General features: G+C 70.8%; 14 protein-coding genes. 10 read left to right on the top strand and 4 right to left on the bottom strand.

Features of this window, described 5'->3' with window-relative positions; genetic code table 11:
- Positions 1 to 190: 190 nt before the first annotated feature.
- Both ACFYYT_RS08045 and ACFYYT_RS08050 read left to right on the top strand, forming a co-directional pair.
- Entirely contained in the window at positions 191 to 526 is a 336-nt protein-coding gene (locus ACFYYT_RS08045) for a WXG100 family type VII secretion target (RefSeq protein WP_351829119.1), read from the top strand.
- 42 nt (positions 527 to 568) lie between these two features.
- Entirely contained in the window at positions 569 to 877 is a 309-nt protein-coding gene (locus ACFYYT_RS08050; RefSeq protein WP_351829118.1) for a WXG100 family type VII secretion target, read from the top strand.
- A gap of 81 nt (positions 878 to 958) precedes the next feature.
- Here the strand turns inward: ACFYYT_RS08050 and ACFYYT_RS08055 are convergent, their stop codons facing one another.
- A complete protein-coding gene (locus ACFYYT_RS08055; RefSeq protein WP_351829116.1) occupies positions 959 to 1,192 on the bottom strand; it encodes a DUF397 domain-containing protein in 234 nt (77 codons plus the stop codon).
- A gap of 114 nt (positions 1,193 to 1,306) precedes the next feature.
- Positions 1,307 to 5,260 carry a type VII secretion protein EccCa gene (gene eccCa / locus ACFYYT_RS08060; protein WP_351829113.1) on the bottom strand — a complete coding sequence of 1,318 codons (3,954 nt, stop codon included), beginning with the start codon at positions 5,258 to 5,260 and terminating at the stop codon, positions 1,307 to 1,309.
- A gap of 196 nt (positions 5,261 to 5,456) precedes the next feature.
- Here eccCa and eccD point away from each other — a divergent pair, with 196 nt between their 5' ends.
- From eccD to ACFYYT_RS08090, 6 genes are all read left to right on the top strand, one after another.
- Complete coding sequence (eccD, locus tag ACFYYT_RS08065) at positions 5,457 to 6,971, top strand: type VII secretion integral membrane protein EccD (RefSeq protein WP_351829110.1); 1,515 nt, start codon at positions 5,457 to 5,459, stop codon at positions 6,969 to 6,971.
- Between the two features lie 174 nt (positions 6,972 to 7,145).
- The gene (gene rpsO / locus ACFYYT_RS08070; RefSeq protein ID WP_008737721.1) at positions 7,146 to 7,433 is read left to right on the top strand and encodes a 30S ribosomal protein S15; all 288 of its coding nucleotides are present in this window, start codon (positions 7,146 to 7,148) and stop codon (positions 7,431 to 7,433) included.
- A 286-nt stretch (positions 7,434 to 7,719) separates the two neighbouring features.
- Positions 7,720 to 9,942, top strand: coding sequence for a polyribonucleotide nucleotidyltransferase (locus ACFYYT_RS08075; protein ID WP_351829133.1), 2,223 nt, complete (start codon positions 7,720 to 7,722; stop codon positions 9,940 to 9,942).
- The gene (locus tag ACFYYT_RS08080; RefSeq protein WP_351829106.1) at positions 9,939 to 11,318 is read left to right on the top strand and encodes a pitrilysin family protein; all 1,380 of its coding nucleotides are present in this window, start codon (positions 9,939 to 9,941) and stop codon (positions 11,316 to 11,318) included. Before ACFYYT_RS08075 ends, ACFYYT_RS08080 begins: the two co-directional genes overlap by 4 nt.
- 26 nt (positions 11,319 to 11,344) lie before the next feature.
- Positions 11,345 to 12,097 carry a 4-hydroxy-tetrahydrodipicolinate reductase gene (dapB, locus tag ACFYYT_RS08085; RefSeq protein WP_351829104.1) on the top strand — a complete coding sequence of 251 codons (753 nt, stop codon included), beginning with the start codon at positions 11,345 to 11,347 and terminating at the stop codon, positions 12,095 to 12,097.
- Between the two features lie 15 nt (positions 12,098 to 12,112).
- Positions 12,113 to 12,580, top strand: coding sequence for a hypothetical protein (locus tag ACFYYT_RS08090; protein ID WP_351829101.1), 468 nt, complete (start codon positions 12,113 to 12,115; stop codon positions 12,578 to 12,580).
- Between the two features lie 36 nt (positions 12,581 to 12,616).
- Here ACFYYT_RS08090 and ACFYYT_RS08095 read toward each other — a convergent pair whose 3' ends face one another.
- Both ACFYYT_RS08095 and ACFYYT_RS08100 read right to left on the bottom strand, forming a co-directional pair.
- Positions 12,617 to 13,171 carry a hypothetical protein gene (locus ACFYYT_RS08095; RefSeq protein ID WP_351829098.1) on the bottom strand — a complete coding sequence of 185 codons (555 nt, stop codon included), beginning with the start codon at positions 13,169 to 13,171 and terminating at the stop codon, positions 12,617 to 12,619.
- A gap of 48 nt (positions 13,172 to 13,219) precedes the next feature.
- A complete protein-coding gene (locus ACFYYT_RS08100; RefSeq protein WP_351829096.1) occupies positions 13,220 to 13,459 on the bottom strand; it encodes a hypothetical protein in 240 nt (79 codons plus the stop codon).
- A 482-nt stretch (positions 13,460 to 13,941) separates the two neighbouring features.
- On the opposite strand from ACFYYT_RS08100, the gene dapA reads away from it, so the two are divergent.
- Both dapA and ACFYYT_RS08110 read left to right on the top strand, forming a co-directional pair.
- Positions 13,942 to 14,841 (top strand): 4-hydroxy-tetrahydrodipicolinate synthase, encoded by a 900-nt coding sequence (dapA, locus tag ACFYYT_RS08105; protein ID WP_351829093.1) that lies wholly within the window; start codon positions 13,942 to 13,944, stop codon positions 14,839 to 14,841.
- Positions 14,842 to 14,961: 120 nt separating this feature from the next.
- Positions 14,962 to 16,647 carry a ribonuclease J gene (locus ACFYYT_RS08110; RefSeq protein WP_351829090.1) on the top strand — a complete coding sequence of 562 codons (1,686 nt, stop codon included), beginning with the start codon at positions 14,962 to 14,964 and terminating at the stop codon, positions 16,645 to 16,647.
- The last annotated feature ends 491 nt before the right edge of the window (positions 16,648 to 17,138 follow it).

Here is a 17,138-nt window from a genome sequence, read left to right on the forward strand (position 1 = left end):
GGCGGCCCACCGGTGTTGGGCGTGTGACCCGAACTGACTAGAGTGACCGCAGGCTTCACGACTGTGATCGGGGGACGCGTGAAGCGGAGGGGGAATTGCGGCGCGTGTGGCTTCGGTCCGCGCCGCGCAGCTCCGCTCCGCCGCGCGATCCCCCGGCTCTGCCGGGGAATTGAGAAGTGAGGAGCTTCGGATGACGAACAATTTCGGACTTGCGGACGATCCGGTCGTCAAGGCGGCCAACAAGATCTCCGAGACGGCGAGCGCCGTCACCACCCAGGCCCGCGAGCTGGCCGACATCCTGGCCACCGTCAGCGCGGGCTGGACCGGTGTCGGCGCCGACGGCTTCGCGAAGGCCCAGTCGGACCTCAACATCGACCACGACGAGATCCGCCGGCTGCTCGGCGTCCTGCACAACGCCGTCTCGCAGACCAAGAACCTGACCAACGCCCAGGACGACGAGGTGCGCGCCGCGTTCAACTCGATCGGCGCCGGCGGCGGGGGCCGTTCCGCCCTCGACGGCGTCTGATCGCGGCGTAGTCCCCAGCAACCCAGCGCGAAGGAGAAGAACATGTCCGGCAACGACGGCCACACCCGGGTACGGTACGAGAGCGTCCAGCAGATGGCGGACCGCATCCGCGTCGTCTCGAAGAACATCCTCAAGGACCTCGACGAGATGGAGGCGGCCGTGAAGGTCGTCACCGACACCTGGGACGGTGAGGCGCACATGGAGTACGTCAACCTCCAGACCAAGTACCACCGCCGCGCCGACCACATGCAGCAGGAGCTCGAAAAGGTCGCCCGGATCATCGAGCAGGGCAAGGGCGACTACCGCGCCACCGACGTGAAGGCCTCGCGCCTGTTCACCGAGGCCTACTGAGCACCGGCTCACCCGCGCGGACGCGCGAAGGGGGCGCGCCCGCACCGGGCGCGCCCCCTTCGCGCATGCGGACGGGCCGCCTCAGGTGAGGTCGAACTCCCCGTCCCTGGCGCCGAGCACGAAGGCCTCCCACTCGGCGGCCGTGTACCGCAGCACCGTCTCGCGGTCCAGCGAGGACCGCATCGCCACCGCGCCCTCGGGCAGCCGGGCGATCTCCACCCGCTCCTCGTCCGGGCTGGTCCCGGGCGGCCCCTGCCACTCGACGCCGCTGATGTCGAGCGCGTACAGCTCGTCCTTCTCCTGCTGGGTGCCCATGTGCGGCCCTTCCCTCGGTCGTGCGGTGCTGCTCGGTCTTCGCTGCCGATTATCGGCACAACGCGCGCCCCGGGGGCCCTTTCCGCGGGAAACGGCCCCCGGGGCGGGCGGCGCCTACAGGCCCGGCATCCTGCCGAGCTGCACCAGCGAGGTGCCCCGCCGGCGCGAGACGAAGTAGCCGCGGCCCGGCGGCATCGGCCGCGGCCGGACCGTACCGAGCAGATCGCCCTCGGACGGATCGCCCGACAGCACCACGCCCTGGGCGCCCAGCTCCTTGAACCGCTGCATGAACGGCTCGTACAGCGCGCGCGAGGCACCCGCCGAACTGCGCGCCACGATGAAGCGCACCCCCGTGTCCCGGGCGAAGGGCAGGAACTCCACGAGCTGCGCCAGCGGATTGCCCTGACTGGTGGCGACCAGGTCGTAGTCGTCGATCACGATGAACACGTCCGGGCCCGTCCACCAGCTGCGGTCCCGCAGCTGCTGCGGCGTGACGTCCGTGGGCGGCTGGCGCCGCGAGAACACCCCGCCCAGCGCCTCCATGTGCATCTGCAGCGAGCTCGCCATCGGCGCGTACTCCAGCAGGTACTCCTCCGGCAGCGCCCCGAGCAGCCCGCGCCGGTAGTCGCCGACGACCAGCTTGGCCTGGTCCGGGGTGTAGCGCTCGGCGATCTGCCGGGCGATGAGCCGCAGCAGGTTGGTCTTGCCCGACTCGCTCTCGCCGAAGATCATGAAGAACGGGTCCGTCTCGAAGTCGACGAACACCGGCTCCAGCGCCGTCTCGTCGATGCCGATCGCGATCCCGCGCTCCGGGAACTCCCCGCCCTTGGGCAGCTGGTCCGCGTGCAGCAGCCGCGGCAGCAGCCGTACGCCGGGAGCCGCCGGCCCCGCCCAGCCCGCGCGCACCGCCGCCACGAACGCCGCCGTGGCCTCCGAGAGGCTCTCCGGGTCGTGCGAGCCGTCCACGCGCGGCAGCGCGCCCAGGAAGTGCAGCTTCTCCGGGACCTGCCCGCGCCCCGGCATCCCCGTCGGTACGTTGGCCGCCACCCGCCGGTCGAACTCGGAGTCCATGACGTCGCCCAGCCGCAGCTCCAGCCGGCTCAGCATCTGGTCCTTCAGCGCCGCCCGCACCTCCATGTACCGGGCCGCCGTGATCACCACGTGGATGCCGTAGCCCAGACCCCGGGCCGCGATGTCCGTCACCACCGGCTCCAGGCCCTCGTACTCGCCCCGGAAACCGCCCCAGCCGTCGACGACCAGGAACACGTCCCCCCAGGCCTCGCCCGGCAGCTCGCCCGCCGCCCGCCGCCGCCGGTAGGTGCCGATGGAGTCGATGCCGTTCGCCCGGAAGAACTCCTCGCGACGGGTCAGGACCCCCGCCACCTCCGCGACCGTACGCCGCACCCGCTCCGGATCCAGCCGCGAGGCGATCCCGCCCACGTGCGGCAGCTCCGCCAGCGACGACAGAGCGCCACCGCCGAAGTCCAGACCGTAGAACTGCACCTCGCGCGGGGTGTGCGTGAGCGCGAACGAGGAGATCAGCGTCCGCATCAGCGTCGACTTGCCCGACTGCGGACCGCCGACCACCATCATGTGGCCCGCCGCACCCGAGAAGTCCCGGTACAGCACCTCGCGCCGCTGCTCGAAGGGCTTGTCGATCAGACCCAGCGGCACGATCAGCCCCCCGGGCCGCGTGTACCCCTCCGCGTGCAGCCCGCGCTCCGCGCCCGTCGCCAGCGCCGGCAGCAGCTGGTCCAGCGGCGGGGCCTGGTCCAGCGGCGGCAGCCACACCTGGTGCGCGGGCACGCCCTGCCCCTCCAGCCGGCCCACGATCACGTCCAGCACCGTGTCCGCGAGCGCCTCGTCCTCCCGGGCCGGCCGCGCCGCCAGGTACGCCGGGTCCGGGGCCGCGTACACCACCGGCACCGGCGCCGCCGTGAACAGCACCGGCCGCCGCTCGACCGGGAACGGGCCCGCCGACAGCTCCGGGCCGCCCGAACGGTAGGTGCCCGAAACGTACGCCGCCTTGAAGCGGGTCATCTCGTCCGTACCGAACTTCAGATAGCCCGAACCGGGCACCGACGGCAGGTGGTACGCGTCCGGCACGCCGATCGCCGTCCGCGACTCCGCCGCGGAGAACGTCCGCAGACCGATCCGGTACGACAGGTACGTGTCCAGCCCGCGCAGCTTGCCCTCCTCCAGCCGCTGCGAGGCCAGCAGCAGGTGCACGCCCAGCGAACGGCCGATGCGGCCGATCTGGATGAACATGTCGATGAAGTCGGGCTTCGCCGTCAGCAGCTCGCTGAACTCGTCGATCACCAGCACCAGCGAGGCCAGCGGCTCCAGCGGGGCGCCCGCCGCGCGCGCCTTCTCGTAGTCGTGGATGTTCGCGTAGTTGCCCGCCGAACGCAGCAGCTCCTGGCGGCGCTGGAGCTCGCCGCGGATCGAGTCGCCCATCCGGTCCACCAGCGTCAGGTCGTCCGCCAGGTTGGTGATCACCGCCGCGACGTGCGGCATCTGCCCCATGCCGGTGAAGGTCGCACCGCCCTTGAAGTCGGCCAGCACGAAGTTCAGCGTCTCCGAGGTGTGCGTGACCGCCAGCCCCAGCACCAGCGTGCGCAGCAGCTCCGACTTGCCCGAACCCGTCGCGCCCACGCACAGCCCGTGCGGGCCCATGCCCTCCTGCGCGGCCTCCTTCAGGTCCAGCATCACCGGCGAGCCGTCCTCGCCCACGCCGATCGGCACGCGCAGCCGCTCCCCGGCCGACCGCGGCCGCCAGGTCCGCGACACGTCGACGGCCGCCGCGTCGCCCAGGTTCAGCAGATCGGTGAAGTCCAGGTTCGCCAGCAGCGGCTCGTCGTCGTCACCGCCGCCCGTGCGCAGCGGCGCCAGCTGCCGCGCCAGCGCCTCCGCCGCCGGCAGCGACAGGCTGTCCGGGACGCCCTCGTACACGACCCCCGCACCCGACTCCAGCCGCAGCCGGCCCGGCCGCACCACGACCGACAGCCCCCCGCGCGGATCGTCCAGCTCGCCCGCGACCACCTCCACGACGGTCACGCCCTGCAAGCCCTCCGCCGCCGCGAACACCGAATCCGGCGGCACCATCCCGCCGTCCAGCACCACCACCAGGTGCGGCTGGTCCAGCACCGGGGACACCTCGCGGCTGAACCGCGGCCGCCCCTCCAGCCGGGACCCCAGCAGCCCCTCCAGCTCACCCAGGTCATCGCCGAACAGCCGCTTCGTACCGGCCCCGTCGACCTGCCCCGGCACCTGCGTGTGCGGCAGCCACTTCACCCAGTCCCACGAAGGCACCGCACCCGGCGCCGCCACCACCGCGACCAGCAGGTCCTCGGGCGAGTGCAGCGTCGCCAGCTGCGCCACCAGCGCCCGCGCCGCACCGCGCGCCGACTCCGGCTCCCCGGACACCGTCACGTGGTAGAACGCCCGGACCGACACCGCCACCGGCAGCCCGTCCAGCGAGGAGTGCACCCTCAGGAAGCGCTGCATCGCACCCGCCGTCAGCGGCTCCAGCTCGTCCACGGGCGCCGTGTCAGGAGCCACCAGCGGCGTCGCCAGACGCTGCGCGCCCAGACCCAGCCGGGCCTGCCCGAAGTCCGCGTCGCCGACCCGCCGCTCCCACAGCCGCGAACCCTCCGCCACCACCGACCACAACTGCTCGGGAGCCGGGTGCAGATAGAGCTGCGCGTCACGCTGCGCCCGCGCCGTCCTGCGCACCTGACGGCGCGTCTGCGACAGGTACTTGAGGTAGTCCCGGCGCACGTCCGCCATTTGCCCCTGCGTACCGCGCCGGAAGCGCACCAGCTGCGCGATGACCATGCCCACCGTCGACGCCAGCATCAGCACGCCCATGATGCGCATGAACGGCGCGGCGCCCGGCATGAAGAAGAAGACGACCGACGAACCCATGCCGAGCATCGGCAGGAGCTGCATCAGCATGCCCTCCTGCTGACCCCGGGGGAGTTCCGGCGGAGCCTCCAGCCTCAGCTCGTCCGAAGGCACTTCGGGCGGCAGGGACCGGGGCGGGCGCTTGACGACGATCTGGCTCACCGGAGCATCAATCCCTCGAAAACGGACGGGACATCGCAACCGGCGCCCCCAAGTCCCGGGCGCGGAGGGGGTCTCCACCGCGCCCGGTGATCCTACTTGCCGACAGTCGCACCCCCGCCGGGTAGGGTGACGCCGCGCAGCATGCGCATCCGCGAATCGGCCGCCGCCACCGGCGCCAACCAGGGGGGTCACACAGGTGAGTACGGCCGAGGCGACGGGATTCTGCAGGGTCACCGTCGTGGCTCCCGACAGCCGCATCGACGTCGCCCTCCCCGAGGACATCGCCGTCGCGGACGTCTACCCCGAGCTGCTGCGCCTCACCGGCCAGACCCAGCCCGTCGGCGCCCCCACCGGCTTCCACCTCGTACGCCGCTCCGGCGCCGTCCTGGACGGCGCCCGCACCCTCGCCGCCCAGCAGGTCCTCGACGGCGAGGTGCTCAGCCTGCGCCCCTTCGCCGAGTCCCTGCCGCCCGCGGTCTTCGACGACGTCTCCGACGCCGTCGCCGCGGCCGTCGTGCGCGACCGGCACCGCTGGAGCGACGACATGCTGCGCGGAGCCGGCCTGGCCGCGGCCGCCCTGCTGCTCGTGCTGCTCGGCTTCGTCCTCTGGTACGCCGACCCCGTCCGCCACGACATGCACGGCCTGCCCGGGATCATCGCCGGGGCCGTCGGCGTCCTGCTCACCGCCGCCGCCGGAGTGCGCGCCCGCGTCTACCGCGACCGCGGCTCCGCCGTGGCCCTCGGCCTCGGCGCCCTCCCGCACCTGCTGATCGCCGGCTCCGGCATCGTCGCCGCCGGCGCGGGCCAGGGGCCGGGCCGCCTGCAGTTCCTGCTCGGCTGCGTCTGCGTCCTCGTCGCCTCCGTCGCCCTGGTCGCGCTCACCCCACACGGCGACGCCCCCTTCGTCGCGGCCACCTTCCTCGCCGCCACCGGCACCCTGGCCACCTTCGCCGCCATCACCGCCGACGGCTCCGCCACCGCGACCGCCGCCGTCTGCGCCCCCGTCGCCATCGGGCTCGTCGCCTTCCTGCCCGGCCTCTCGGCCCGCTTCGCCCGGCTGCCCATCGGGTACGCGGCCCCGCGCAGCGCCGTCGACGAGTACGAGACCCCGGACCGGTACGAGGGCGCGGCCCGCCGGGACCCCGACGGCGCCGACGGCACCCCCGGCGCCGACCCCGGCCACGACCCGGCCGCCCAGCTGGACGCCGAACAGATCGCGGCCCAGGCCCGCCGGGGCCACGAGATGCTCCTCGGCCTGGTCGGGGGCTGCGCCGCCGTGGTCGTGGGCTCCGCCGCCGTCCTCGGCTTCTCCGACAACACCTGGGGCCGGCTGCTGGCGCTGGCCGCCGGGCTGGCGATGCTGCTGCGGGCCCGGCTCTTCCGCTACACCTCGCAGGTGGTCTGCGCGCTGGCCGCCGGTCTGGCCGCCGTCGCCCTGCTGGTCCTCGGCCTCGCCCTGCACGTGCCCGCCGAGCTCGTCGAGCACCACGACCGCGCCGGCCTGGACCTCCGTACGATCTGGCTCTCCGCCGCCGTCGCCGCCGGCGCGGCCCTCCTCGCGGGAATTGCGCTTGTCATCCCCCGCAAGGGCCTGTCACCCTTCTGGGGAAGGCTGCTCGACCTCACCGAGGCCGCGGTGCTGCTCAGCCTGGCCCCGCTGGCCCTGGCCGTGCTCGACGTCTACGTCCGCGCCCGCTCTCTCACCAGCTGAGACTGCCGGGACCCGGCAGCCTGGTACGCTGTGTGACGGCCGTTTGTGTACGCGCCCCCGGAGATCCTCTGGAGGCTGCGCTCAGCGGACCCCGCCTCCCGAGTAACGGAAGATCCCCAGAGAATTCGACCTGGGGCACTCGGTGGCAACGAAGACCTATTACGAGGAGTACGCGTGCCGCTCGACGCCGCAACGAAGAAGCAGCTCATCGCAGAGTTTGGTGCCAAGGAGGGCGACACCGGCTCCCCCGAGGTCCAGGTCGCCATGCTGTCCCGCCGCATCTCGGACCTGACCGAGCACCTCAAGACCCACAAGCACGACCACCACTCCCGTCGTGGTCTGCTGATCCTGGTCGGCCAGCGTCGCCGCCTGCTGCAGTACCTGGCCAAGAAGGACATCCAGCGCTTCCGTACGCTGGTCGAGCGCCTCGGCATCCGTCGCGGTGCGGCCGGCGCCAAGTAAAGACGCTGTGAAGGGAGCGGTTCCCACACCGATGGGACCGCTCCCTTTGCTGTACGTGCGCGACCTGCCCGACGCTTTGTAGGCTGGGACACAGCGCACAACAGAAGAGGAGGAGCGCCCTCCCTACGCCGCCGGTCCTCGGTAGTGGCATCCGGAAAGCCCCGCGACGGGGCTCAGAACCGGGTGCTTCGATCGAAGACCGGCCCGCACGCCAGGAGCGCTTCTCCGCCACCGTCCCCCACCACACGGGTGGTGGACGGAGACGACGAATATGGAGAAAACGCTAGTGGAGAACGAGACCCACTACGCCGAGGCCGTCATTGACAACGGTTCCTTCGGCACCCGCACCATCCGCTTCGAGACGGGCCGTCTGGCCCGCCAGGCCGCCGGCTCCGCCGTTGCCTACCTGGACGACGACACGATGGTGCTGTCCGCCACCACCGCGTCGAAGAAGCCCAAGGACCAGCTCGACTTCTTCCCCCTCACGGTGGACGTCGAGGAGCGCCAGTACGCGGCCGGCAAGATCCCCGGTTCCTTCTTCCGCCGCGAGGGCCGCCCCTCCGAGGACGCGATCCTCACCTGCCGCCTGATCGACCGCCCGCTGCGCCCGTCCTTCAAGAAGGGCCTGCGCAACGAGATCCAGGTCGTCGCCACGATCATGGCGCTCAACCCCGACCACCTGTACGACGTCGTCGCGATCAACGCCGCGTCCGCGTCCACCCAGCTGGCCGGCCTGCCCTTCTCCGGCCCGATCGGCGGCGTCCGCGTCGCGCTGATCCGCGGCCAGTGGGTGGCCTTCCCGACGCACACCGAGCTCGAGGACGCCGTCTTCGACATGGTCGTCGCGGGCCGCACCCTCGAAGACGGCGACGTCGCGATCATGATGGTCGAGGCCGAGGCCACCGAGAAGACCATCGCCCTCGTCAAGGGCGGCGCCGAGGCGCCGACCGAGGAGATCGTCGCCTCCGGTCTGGACGCCGCGAAGCCCTTCATCAAGGTCCTCTGCAAGGCCCAGGCCGACCTGGCCGCCAAGGCCGCCAAGCCCGAGGGCGAGTTCCCGGTCTTCCTGGACTACCAGGACGACGTGTACGCGGCCCTCGAGACCGCCGTCAAGGGCGAGCTCACCCAGGCGCTGACCATCCCGGGCAAGCAGGAGCGCGAGGCCGAGCTGGACCGCGTCAAGGAGATCGCCGCCGAGAAGCTCCTCCCGGCCTTCGAAGGCCGCGAGAAGGAGATCTCCGCCGCCTACCGCAGCCTGACCAAGGCCGTGGTCCGCGAGCGCGTCATCAAGGACAAGGTCCGCATCGACGGCCGCGGGCTCACGGACATCCGTACCCTCGCCGCCGAGGTCGAGGCCATCCCGCGCGTGCACGGCTCGGCGCTGTTCGAGCGTGGCGAGACCCAGATCCTGGGCGTCACCACCCTCAACATGCTCCGCATGGAGCAGCAGCTGGACACCCTCTCCCCGGTGACCCGCAAGCGCTACATGCACAACTACAACTTCCCGCCGTACTCGGTCGGCGAGACCGGCCGCGTGGGTTCGCCCAAGCGCCGTGAGATCGGCCACGGCGCGCTCGCCGAGCGCGCGATCGTGCCGGTCCTGCCGACCCGCGAGGAGTTCCCCTACGCGATCCGTCAGGTGTCCGAGGCCCTCGGCTCCAACGGCTCGACGTCCATGGGCTCGGTCTGCGCCTCCACCATGTCGCTGCTGAACGCCGGTGTGCCCCTCAAGGCCCCCGTCGCCGGCATCGCCATGGGCCTGATCTCCCAGGAGATCGACGGCAAGACCCACTACGTCGCCCTCACCGACATCCTCGGTGCGGAGGACGCCTTCGGCGACATGGACTTCAAGGTCGCCGGCACCAAGGAGTTCGTCACCGCGCTCCAGCTCGACACCAAGCTCGACGGCATCCCCGCCTCCGTTCTGGCCGCGGCCCTCACCCAGGCCCGTGACGCCCGCCTCCACATCCTCGACGTGATGATGGAAGCGATCGACACGCCGGACGAGATGTCCCCGAACGCCCCGCGGATCATCACCGTCAAGATCCCGGTGGACAAGATCGGTGAGGTCATCGGCCCCAAGGGCAAGATGATCAACCAGATCCAGGAGGACACCGGCGCCGAGATCACGATCGAGGACGACGGCACCATCTACATCGGTGCCTCCGACGGCCCGGCCGCCGAGGCCGCCCGCGCCACGATCAACGCGATCGCCAACCCGACCATGCCGGAGGTCGGCGAGCGGTACCTGGGTACGGTCGTCAAGACCACCACCTTCGGTGCCTTCGTCTCCCTGATGCCCGGCAAGGACGGCCTGCTGCACATCTCGCAGATCCGCAAGCTCGCCGGTGGCAAGCGCGTGGAGAACGTCGAGGACGTCGTCGCGGTCGGCGCCAAGGTGCAGGTCGAGATCGCCGAGATCGACCAGCGCGGCAAGCTCTCCCTGATCCCCGTGATCGACGGCGAGACCGCCGACGCCGAGGCTGACAAGGACGACTCCGACAAGTGACGTCGCGTAGTTCCCGTGTGACGGCCCGCCCCTCTTCCGAGGGGCGGGCCGTCGCCCGTACCCAAACCCTGCTCTCGGGGCAGAACGGCATCGGCACCGTCCGGCGCACCGTCCTGCCCGGCGGGCTGCGCGTCGTCACCGAGACGCTGCCCTCCGTCCGCTCCGCCACCTTCGGCATCTGGGCGAACGTGGGCTCCCGTGACGAGACGCCCACGCTCAACGGCGCCACCCACTACCTGGAGCACCTCCTCTTCAAGGGCACCGCCAAGCGCAGCGCCCTCGACATCTCCTCCGCGATCGACGCGGTCGGCGGCGAGATGAACGCCTTCACGGCGAAGGAGTACACCTGCTACTACGCGCGGGTGCTCGACACCGACCTGCCGCTGGCCATCGACGTGGTCTGCGACATGCTCACCGGCTCGCTGATCCGCGAGGAGGACGTGGACGCCGAGCGCGGCGTCATCCTCGAAGAGATCGCGATGACCGAGGACGACCCGGGCGACATGGTCCACGACCTGTTCGCGCAGACCATGTACGGGGACTCGCCGCTCGGCCGCCCCGTCCTCGGCACCGTCGACACGATCAACGCCCTCGGCGCCGACCGGATCCGCCGCTTCTGGAAGAAGCACTACGACCCGACCCACCTGGTCGTGGCCGCCGCGGGCAACGTCGACCACAACAAGGTCGTACGCCAGGTCCGCGCGGCCTTCGAGAGGGCCGGCGCCCTCACGCACACCGACGCCGTCCCCGTCGGCCCGCGCACCGGCACCAAGCGGCTGCGCACGGCCGGCCGCGTCGAGCTGGTCAACCGCAAGACCGAGCAGGCCCACGTGGTCCTCGGCATGCCGGGCCTGGCCCGCACCGACGAGCGCCGCTGGGCCCTGGGCGTGCTCAACACCGCCCTCGGCGGCGGCATGTCCTCCCGGCTCTTCCAGGAGGTCCGCGAGAAGCGCGGCCTGGCCTACAGCGTGTACTCGTACACCTCCGGCTTCGCCGACACCGGCCTCTTCGGCGTGTACGCGGGCTGCCGCCCCAGCCAGGTCCACGACGTGCTGCGGATCTGCCGCGACGAGCTGGACAAGGCCGCCTCCGAAGGACTCACCGACGAGGAGATCCGGCGCGCCGTCGGCCAGCTCTCCGGCTCCACCGTCCTCGGCCTGGAGGACACCGGGGCGATCATGAACCGCATCGGCAAGAGCGAGCTGTGCTGGGGCGACCAGATGTCGGTGGACGACATGCTGGCCCGCATCGCCCGGGTGACCCCGGACGAGGTCCGCGCGGTCGCCCGCGATGTACTGGCCCAGCGGCCCTCGCTCGCGGTGATCGGCCCGCTGAAGGAGAAGCAGGCCGCCCGCCTCGCCGAAGCGGTCGCCTAGTTCCGTACGGACACGAAGGAAGCAACATGAGCAAGCTGCGCGTGGCAGTCCTCGGGGCCCAGGGCCGCATCGGCTCCGAAGCCGTCAGGGCGGTCGAGGCCGCCGAGGACATGGAGCTGGTGGCCGCCCTCGGCCGGGGCGACAAGCTGGAGACGCTCGCCGAGGCCGGTGCCCAGGTCGCGGTCGAGCTGACCACCCCCGCCTCCGTGATGGGGAACCTCGACTTCCTCGTCCGCCACGGCATCCACGCCGTGGTCGGCACCACCGGCTGGACCGAGGACCGCCTCGCCCAGCTGGAGACCTGGCTGGCCGGCTCCCCGGAGACCGGGGTGCTCATCGCCCCGAACTTCTCCATCGGCGCCGTCCTCACCATGAAGTTCGCCGCCCAGGCCGCCCGCTACTTCGAGTCCGTCGAGGTCGTCGAGCTGCACCACCCGAAGAAGGTCGACGCCCCCTCCGGCACGGCGACCCGTACGGCCCAGCTCATCGCGGCCGCCCGCGCCGAGGCCGGCCTCGGCGCCCAGCCCGACGCCACCGCCACGGCGCTGGACGGCGCCCGCGGCGCGGACGTCGACGGCGTCCCGGTCCACGCGGTCCGCCTGCGCGGCCTGCTGGCTCACCAGGAGGTCCTGCTCGGCAGCGAGGGCGAGACCCTGACCATCCGTCACGATTCCCTGCACCACAGCAGCTTCATGCCGGGCATCCTGCTCGGCGCCCGCCGCGTGACGCAGACCCCGGGCCTCACCTTCGGCCTGGAAAACTTCCTCGACCTCGGCTGATGAGGCAGTAGCACCATGCGCGCGAAGATCACGTACTTCCTCACGGCCGCCGTCCTGGTCGTCTACTTCGTCCTGGTCGGCAGCCGGGGCCTGATGCTGCTCCAGCAGGGCACCTGGCTCACCGTCACCTTCGGTGCGGCCGTGCTCATCCTGCCGGTCATCGGCATCTGGTTCCTCTGGATGAACACCCGGTTCGTCACCCGGGCCAACCAGCTCGCGACCGAGCTGGAGGCCGAGGGCGGCCTGCCCGTCGACGAACTGGAGCGGGACCAGTACGGCAGGATCCTGCGGGACTCCGCCGACGAGGTCTTCGCGCGCCGCAAGGCCGAGACGGAGGACGCGCCGGGGGACTGGCGCAGCTGGTTCCGCCTCGCCGTCGCGTACCACGACGCCCGCGACACCCCCAGGGCCCGCAAGGCGATGCAGCGGGCGATCGCCCTGCACGCCGCGGGACCGGCAGCCGAAGGGCCCGCACGGGTCTGATCCCCGTACGGGCCCTCGTGGACGTCTGCTCCCGGGTCAGGCGGGCACGGCCCGGTACTCCTCGGCCCACGCCTCGACCTGCCCCGCGGCACGGTCGAAGGCTTCGCCGCGGGCCAGGAAGTCGGCGTTGTGGTCGGTCAGCAGGACCGGCAGCTCGGCGCCGCCGCGCCCGGCCAGCGTCAGGGCCTGGCCCTGCACGGTCCTCGGCAGGCCCAGCCAGCGCACCGGCTGCTGGACCTTGTGGACCCCGTCGATCTCGCTCCAGGCGATCGAGCGGGTGGTGAGGAAGCCGACCCGGCGCAGTCCCGAGGGGCTCACCCAGACGCCGGTGCGCAGCAGGCGCAGTGCGGATCCGACCACGGCGAGCGAGGCGACCGCCGCGACGGCGGCCCCGCCGGTGGTGCCGGCGAAGGCGATGATCACCGTCGCGAGCAGCATGAAGGCGGAGACCAGGAGCAGTACCGCCGCACCGGCCACCCGCCAGGGGCCGGGCCGGTAGGGGCGCCGCCAGCGTGCGGGATCCGCGTGCGGGAGGGCTTCGTCCTCGTGAGCGTCGAAGACGCCGTCGGCCGTCAAGAAGGGCAGGGGCACGGCTGGACCTCACTCACATGCACGTTCGATGGGGCTGTGCCCGTGAGGCTACCGCCCCTGGGAGGCCTCCGACTGCTGGCCCTTCTCGGTGGCCTTGTACGGCTGCAGTGCGGGCATCCCGAAGAGCAGCGAGCCGACGAGCCCCGCCACCACGGTCAGTCCGACCAGACTACGGGCGGCGATCTGGGTCTTGCTCAGACTCTCGCGCGGCGGCGGAGTGACGTTACTGCGGAATCGGTCGGCCTCGGCGACGAAGGCGAACGGGACGGGTTCGCGCCGGCGGAACATGGGAGCGGATCTCCTCGCGATCAGGCCCCTGGGGGCGGTCGGTACGGGACGGGAAGGGTTCCCCCCTGTAGGACGAGCGGGCGGCTCAATCGGTGCCTTAATTCGGGACATTAACCAAATTTTATGGCGCCCCGTCAGCTGAACGAGTGATACCGGGCGCGTCCCAGGGACGGCCCCGGCCCACCCGGGGAGGACGGTTCACGGATGTGGGGGAGCGGGTGGGCCAAAGCCGCCCCGCGACCGCGGACGATCTTCGCCGGCGGTGGTCGCGTTGCCCCGTAAGGTCCGATGCACGCCCGGCGTACAGATGTGCGGAAGCAAGTCCCAAGTGTCCGTATTGCGGCGTTTCGTAAAGTTCATCTAGGCTGATCAAACGGACCCGGCACTGCTTGAACCCCCGAGCAGGCAGTGCCGGGCTCCAACCCAGTGTTGACGTCCCCCGAGGGGACACCGCGAGCGTGGCAGCGAGTAGCGTGTTACCCATGGCTCCGATCTCGACTCCGCAGACCCCCTTCGGGCGGGTCCTCACCGCCATGATCACGCCGTTCACGGCTGATGGCGCACTTGACCTCGACGGCGCGCAGCGGCTCGCCGTCCACCTGGTGGACGCAGGCAACGACGGCCTGATCATCAACGGCACCACCGGTGAGTCGCCCACGACCACCGACGCGGAGAAAAACGACCTCGTACGAGCCGTACTCGAAGCGGTCGGCGACCGCGCCCACGTCGTGGCCGGCATCGGTACCAACGACACCCGGCACACGCTCGAGCTGGCCCGCCAGGCCGAGCGCACCGGCGCCCACGGCCTGCTCGCGGTGACCCCGTACTACAGCAAGCCGCCGCAGGAAGGCCTCTACCAGCACTTCAAGGCCATCGCGGACGCCACCGAGCTGCCCGTGATGCTCTACGACATCCCGGGCCGCAGCGGTGTCCCGATCAACACCGAAACGCTGGTCCGGCTGGCCGAGCACCCCCGTATCGTGGCCAACAAGGACGCCAAGGGCGACCTCGGCCGCGCCAGCTGGGCCATCGCCCAGAGCGGCCTGGCCTGGTACTCCGGCGACGACATGCTGAACCTGCCCCTCCTGTCGGTCGGCGCGGTCGGCTTCGTCTCCGTGGTGGGCCACGTGGTCACCCCCGAGCTGCGTGCCATGCTCGACGCGCACCAGGGCGGCGACGTGCAGAAGGCCACCGAGATCCACCAGAAGCTGCTGCCCGTGTTCACCGGTATGTTCCGCACCCAGGGCGTGATGACCACCAAGCGCGCGCTGAACCTCCAGGGCCTGCCCGCGGGCCCGCTGCGCCTGCCGCTCGTCGGGCTCAGCGACGAAGAGACCGCGCAGCTCAAGATCGATCTTGCTGCGGGTGGGGTACAGCTCTGACAACAGACTTCACAATTGAATAAGCACGAACGAAACAGACATAAGCAAGTGCACGAATGACATGCGCGCGCCGCCGCGTGCCTCCCGGGGTACGTGGCGCGCGTGGTGAAGGAGAAACTTTTGAGCCATCCGCACCCTGAACTGGGCCCGCCGCCGAAGCTCCCGAAGGGCGGCCTCCGGGTCACCCCGCTGGGCGGCCTCGGTGAGATCGGCCGCAACATGACGGTCTTCGAGTTCGACGGCCGTCTGCTGATCGTCGACTGCGGCGTCCTCTTCCCCGAGGAGGAGCAGCCTGGCATCGACCTGATCCTGCCGGACTTCTCGTCGATCCGGGACCGCCTGGACGACATCGAGGGCATCGTCCTCACCCACGGCCACGAGGACCACATCGGCGCCGTCCCCTACCTCCTCCGGGAGAAGGCGGACATCCCGCTGATCGGCTCCAAGCTGACCCTGGCCCTCATCGAGGCGAAGCTCCAGGAGCACCGCATCCGCCCCTACACCCTCGAGGTGAAGGAGGGCGAGCGCGAGAACCTGGGCCCCTTCGACTGCGAGTTCATCGCCGTCAACCACTCCATCCCGGACGCGCTGGCCGTGGCCATCCGCACCGGCGCCGGCATGGTCGTCTGCACCGGCGACTTCAAGATGGACCAGCTGCCGCTGGACAACCGCCTCACCGACCTGCACGCGTTCGCGCGTCTGAGCGAAGAGGGCATCGACCTCCTCCTCTCGGACTCGACGAACGCCGAGGTCCCGGGCTTCGTCCCGCCGGAGCGCGACATCTCCAACGCGATCCGCGGCGTCTTCGCGAGCGCGCAGAAGCGGATCATCGTGGCCTCGTTCGCGAGCCACGTGCACCGCATTCAGCAGATCCTGGACGCCGCCCACGAGTACGGCCGCCGGGTCGCCTTCGTCGGCCGCTCCATGGTCCGCAACATGGGCATCGCCCGTGACCTGGGCTACCTCCGGGTCCCGGCCGGTCTCGTCGTCGACGTCAAGACCCTCGACGACCTGCCGGACGACGAGGTCGTGCTGGTCTGTACGGGTTCCCAGGGCGAGCCGATGGCCGCGCTGTCCCGCATGGCCAACCGCGACCACCAGATCCGGATCGTCCCCGGCGACACCGTGATCCTGGCGTCGTCCCTGATCCCGGGCAACGAGAACGCGGTCTACCGCGTGATCAACGGCCTGACCCGCTGGGGCGCCAACGTCGTGCACAAGGGCAACGCCAAGGTGCACGTCTCCGGTCACGCCTCCGCCGGCGAATTGCTGTACTTCTACAACATCTGCAAGCCGCGGAACCTCATGCCGGTCCACGGCGAATGGCGCCACCTGCGCGCCAACGCCGAGCTCGGCGCCATGACGGGCGTCCCGAAGGACCGCATCGTCATCGCCGAGGACGGCGTGGTCGTCGACCTGATCGACGGCAAGGCCCGGATCTCGGGCAAGGTCCAGGCGGGCTACGTGTACGTGGACGGCCTCTCGGTCGGCGACGTCACCGAAACCTCCCTCAAGGACCGCCGCATCCTCGGGGACGAGGGCATCATCTCGGTCTTCGTGGTGGTCGACAGCACCACGGGCAAGGTCGTCAGCGGCCCGAACATCCAGGCCCGCGGCTCAGGCATCGAGGACTCGGCGTTCGCCGCGATCCTGCCGAAGATCGAGGAAGTGATCGCCCGCGCCGGCGCGGACGGTGTGGCCGAGCCGCACCAGCTCCAGCAGCTCATCCGCCGCACGATGGGCAAGTGGGTCTCGGACGGCTACCGCCGCCGCCCGATGATCCTCCCGGTCGTCGTCGAGGTCTGACCTCCACCTTCGCGGTGACCTCATGGAGCGGGGCCCCCGGATTTGCATCCGGGGGCCCCGCTCCAGTACGTTTACGTCTCCACCCCGCACGGACCCGCACACACACGTGTGTCCGGCCCCCCGAGCGCGAGCGGGTGGGATCACCAGACCAGGGAAACCTGATAAAGTCTGGTTCTCCCGAAAGGGAAAGGCCCCCCGAAGGCCATTGGAATTCAAATCCAGTCGGAAACGGCACGGAAGAGAATCTGATAGAGTCGGAATCGCCGGAAAGGGAAAGCGCGAAAGCGAAGGACCTGGAAAGCGCCGAAGAAATCGGGCCCGAAAGAGTCTGATAGAGTCGGAAACGCAAGAACAGAACAGAACGAAGCCCGGAGGAAAGCCCTAGTAAGTGTTACTGAGGGTGAGTACAAAGGAAGCGTCCGTTCCTTGAGAACTCAACAGCGTGCCAAAAATCAACGCCAGAAGTTGATACCCCGTCCATTTCGGTGGAT

Source organism: Streptomyces sp. NPDC002032 (assembly GCF_042890765.1).
Classification (GTDB): Bacteria; Actinomycetota; Actinomycetes; order Streptomycetales; family Streptomycetaceae; genus Streptomyces.